The organism is Variovorax sp. 01T439_2 (assembly GCF_056398445.1).
Genome location: NZ_JBFTPJ010000782.1, coordinates 1 through 3,347, shown reverse-complemented (window position 1 = coordinate 3,347; position 3,347 = coordinate 1). Strand labels below are relative to the sequence as shown.

Below are 3,347 nucleotides of genomic sequence, written 5' to 3'. Positions count from 1 at the left end.
CTTCAGTCTTCTTCCGGCTCCTCGACCGGCACATGCACGTGCAGGTCGATCATCTGCCGCAGCGTCTGCTTCAGTTCCTCGGCGCGCCGCAGGCCGAAGGGTTCGAGCACGCGCCGCTCATGCTCGCGCGCGAGCTCCATCAGGTGCTCCACCGCCTTCAGGCCCTTGCGCGTGATGCGCACCAGCGTGATGCGGCGATCACTCTCGTGGGGCAGTCGCTCGACCTGTCCGCGTGCCTCCATGCGGTCGAGCAGCCGCGTGACGGTCGGCTGCTTGGTCACCGTCACCTGCGCGAGCTGGCCGATGCTGATCGGCTCGCTGCCCGCGAGCGAGGCCATCACGCGCCACTCCGACACCGAGAAGCCGTGCTGCCGCGCCACCTCGTGGAACTCCGAGGAAATCAGCTGGCTGGCCTGCGCCAGCAGCGCCGGCAGGTAGTCGTCGACGAAGCGATGTGTTTCAGGAGGTTGCTCGGCCATGGAGGCACCTCACGGCCAAGCGCCTCGAACCAGCCGCGGGCACGCTGCTTGCATGTCTAGGGTAATTCATGATTGTGGATACATTCATTTGTCAACATTATAGAAAGCACGGTGCGGCAGCTTGCACGCACCGTCCCACGAGAGAGAACAAGGACCGACATGGCTGAGCGTTCGTTCGTCGAAGAAGTCAAGAAGCTGCGGCTTTCTGGCGGAGATGTGTTTCGCGGTGAAGGCATTCTGGCGGTCACCAAGGCTTTGCTCGAATCGGGAGTTTCCTATGTGGCGGGCTACCAGGGGGCACCCATCTCGCACCTGATGGATGTGCTGGCCGATGCGCAGGACATCCTCGCCGAGCAGGGCATCCGCTTCGAGAACAGCGCGAGCGAAGCCACCGCGGCCGCCACGCTGGCCGCTTCCGTCAACTACCCATTGCGCGGCGCGGTGACCTTCAAGGCTACCGTGGGTACCAACGTGGCCTCGGACGCGCTGGCCAACCTGGCTTCGGGCGGCGTGACCGGCGGCGCGCTGATCATCGTGGGCGAGGACTACGGCGAGGGCTCCTCGATCATGCAGGAGCGCAGCCATGCCTTCGCGATGAAGTCGCAGATCTGGCTGCTCGATCCGCGGCCCAACCTGCCGAGCATCGTCGATGCGGTGAAGCAGGGCTTCGATCTTTCGGAGGCCAGCAATACGCCCGTGATGCTGCAGCTGCGCATCCGTGCCTGCCATGTGCATGGCCACTTCATTGCCGGCGACAACAAGCGCGCGAAGTTCACGCTGAAGGATGCGCTCGAAAATCCGCAGCGCGACGTCGGCCGCATCGTGCTGCCGCCCGCGAGCTTCGTGCACGAGCAGGAGAAGGTGCGGGACCGCTGGCCCGCGGCCGTGCGCTTCATCGAGGAGCGCCAGCTCAACGAGTTCTTCTCCGAAGACGCCGACGACATCGGCATCATCGTGCAGGGCGGCAGCTACAACACGCTGCTGCGCGCGCTCGAGCGGCTCGGCCTGGCCGACGTGTACGGCAACACGCAGGTGCCGCTCTATGTGATGAACGTGGCCTACCCGGTCATCGAGAGCGAGGTGATCCGCTTCTGCGAAGGCAAGCGCGCGGTGCTGATCGTGGAGGAGGGCCAGCCCAACTTCGTCGAACAGAACCTTGCGACCATCCTGCGGCAGGCCGGCTCGGCCACCGCGCTGCATGGCAAGGACATGCTGCCCGTGGCCGGCGAGTACACCGCATCCGAACTGCTGAAGGGCGCGCGCAGCTTCTGCGAGCGCTACGGGCGCCTCGCGCCGCTGCCGGTGCCTGCGCCGGTGCGCAAGGTGATTCCGCTCAAGGAAGTGGCGGCCATCGGCGTCGATGCCGCGCCGGAGCCGGCGCAGCCGTCCACGGCGCTCGCCGAGGTCGTGCATGCGCGCCCGCCGGGCTTTTGCACCGGCTGCCCCGAGCGGCCGATCTTCAGCGCGATGAAGCTGGTCGAGCGCGAGCTGGGTCCGCACCACGTGAGCGCCGACATCGGCTGCCACCTGTTCTCGATCCTGCCGCCCTTCAACATCGGCAACACCACCATGGGCTACGGCCTGGGCGGTGCCGGCGCGGCGGCGCTCAATGCGCCGGCAGGCAAGCGCGCGATCTCGATGATGGGCGACGGCGGCTTCTGGCACAACGGACTGACCAGCGGCGTGGCCAACGCGGTGTTCAACAAGAGCGACAACCTCACCATCGTCGTCGACAACAACTACACCTCGGCCACGGGCGGGCAGGACATCCTCTCGTCGAATGCCGTCAACAAGACGCGCAGCACCGGCCACGAGATCGAGCGCGCGGTGCGCGGGGTGGGCGTGGAATGGGTGAAGACGCTGCGCCGCACCTACGACGTCGCCGGCATGCGCGACGCGCTGAAAGAAGCGCTCACCACCACGAAGAAGGGCCCCAAGGTCCTGATCGCGCAGTCGGAATGCATGCTCAACAAGCAGCGCCGCGAGAAGCCGCTGGTGCGCAAGGCCATCGCGGACGGCAAGCGCATGGTGCGCGAGAAGTTCGGCGTCGATTCCGATACCTGCACCGGCGACCACTCGTGTCCTTGCCATGGGCGGGGAGGGCGGCGGCGTACTGGCCGACTGGATCGTCGACATGGGCGAGGCCAATGGCTACGTCGCGCAGACCACCTCGGTGCCCGGCGTGGCGCAGCGCACCGGCGCCACCATCTATTACGTCGAGCTCTATCCGATCGCACAGGCCGAGGCGGATGGTGGCCGCCCCGTGCTCGCGCTGATGCCGCTGCCGGGCGATGTCGACGTGGTGCTGGCTTCGGAACTCATGGAGGCGGGACGCGCGGTGCAGCGCGGGCTCGTCACCAGCGACCGCACCACGCTGATCGCATCCACGCACCGCGTGTTCTCCATTGCCGAGAAAAGCGCGCTCGGCGACGGCCGCGTCGACAGCGCGCAGTTGCTCGCGCACACCGCGCGGGCCGCCAAGCGCTTCATCCGCTTCGACATGGCGCAGGCGGCCGAAGCCGCAGGCAGCGTGATCAGCGCCGTGCTGTTCGGCGCGCTGGCGGGCTCGGGCGTTCTGCCGTTCAGCCGCGCGCAGTTCGAGGCCACCATCGAGCGAGGCGGCGTGGGCGTCAAGCCCAGCCTCAAGGCCTTTGGTGCAGCATTTGCGCGTGCGCAGGGCGGCGACGACGGCGAGGCGCCGCCGGAAGCCGCAGCTGCCATGCCAACGCCGCAGCCGCGCCATCCGGCCGTGCGCGCATTGGTCGAGCGTGTGCAGCGCGAACTTCCTGCTGCGGCGCACGGCCTGCTGCTCGAAGGCGTGCGCCGCCTGATCGACTACCAGGACACGGCCTACGCCAGCCTGTATCT

The 3,347-nt window shown here is 67.4% G+C and carries 2 protein-coding genes and 1 pseudogene; 2 read left to right on the top strand and 1 reads right to left on the bottom strand.

Going from position 1 to position 3,347, the window contains the following annotated elements:
• Positions 1 to 2: 2 nt before the first annotated feature.
• Positions 3 to 479: a MarR family winged helix-turn-helix transcriptional regulator gene (locus tag AC1DOC_RS27670; protein ID WP_012746632.1), complete on the bottom strand. Its 477-nt coding sequence runs from the start codon at positions 477 to 479 to the stop codon at positions 3 to 5.
• A 159-nt stretch (positions 480 to 638) separates the two neighbouring features.
• Between AC1DOC_RS27670 and AC1DOC_RS27665 the strand changes: the two are divergent.
• A pseudogene (locus AC1DOC_RS27665) lies at positions 639 to 2,561 on the top strand (thiamine pyrophosphate-dependent enzyme); the annotation flags it as partial.
• 7 nt (positions 2,562 to 2,568) lie between these two features.
• Positions 2,569 to 3,347: indolepyruvate oxidoreductase subunit beta family protein (locus AC1DOC_RS27660; protein ID WP_478130918.1), on the top strand; the 779-nt coding region annotated here is incomplete at its 3' end.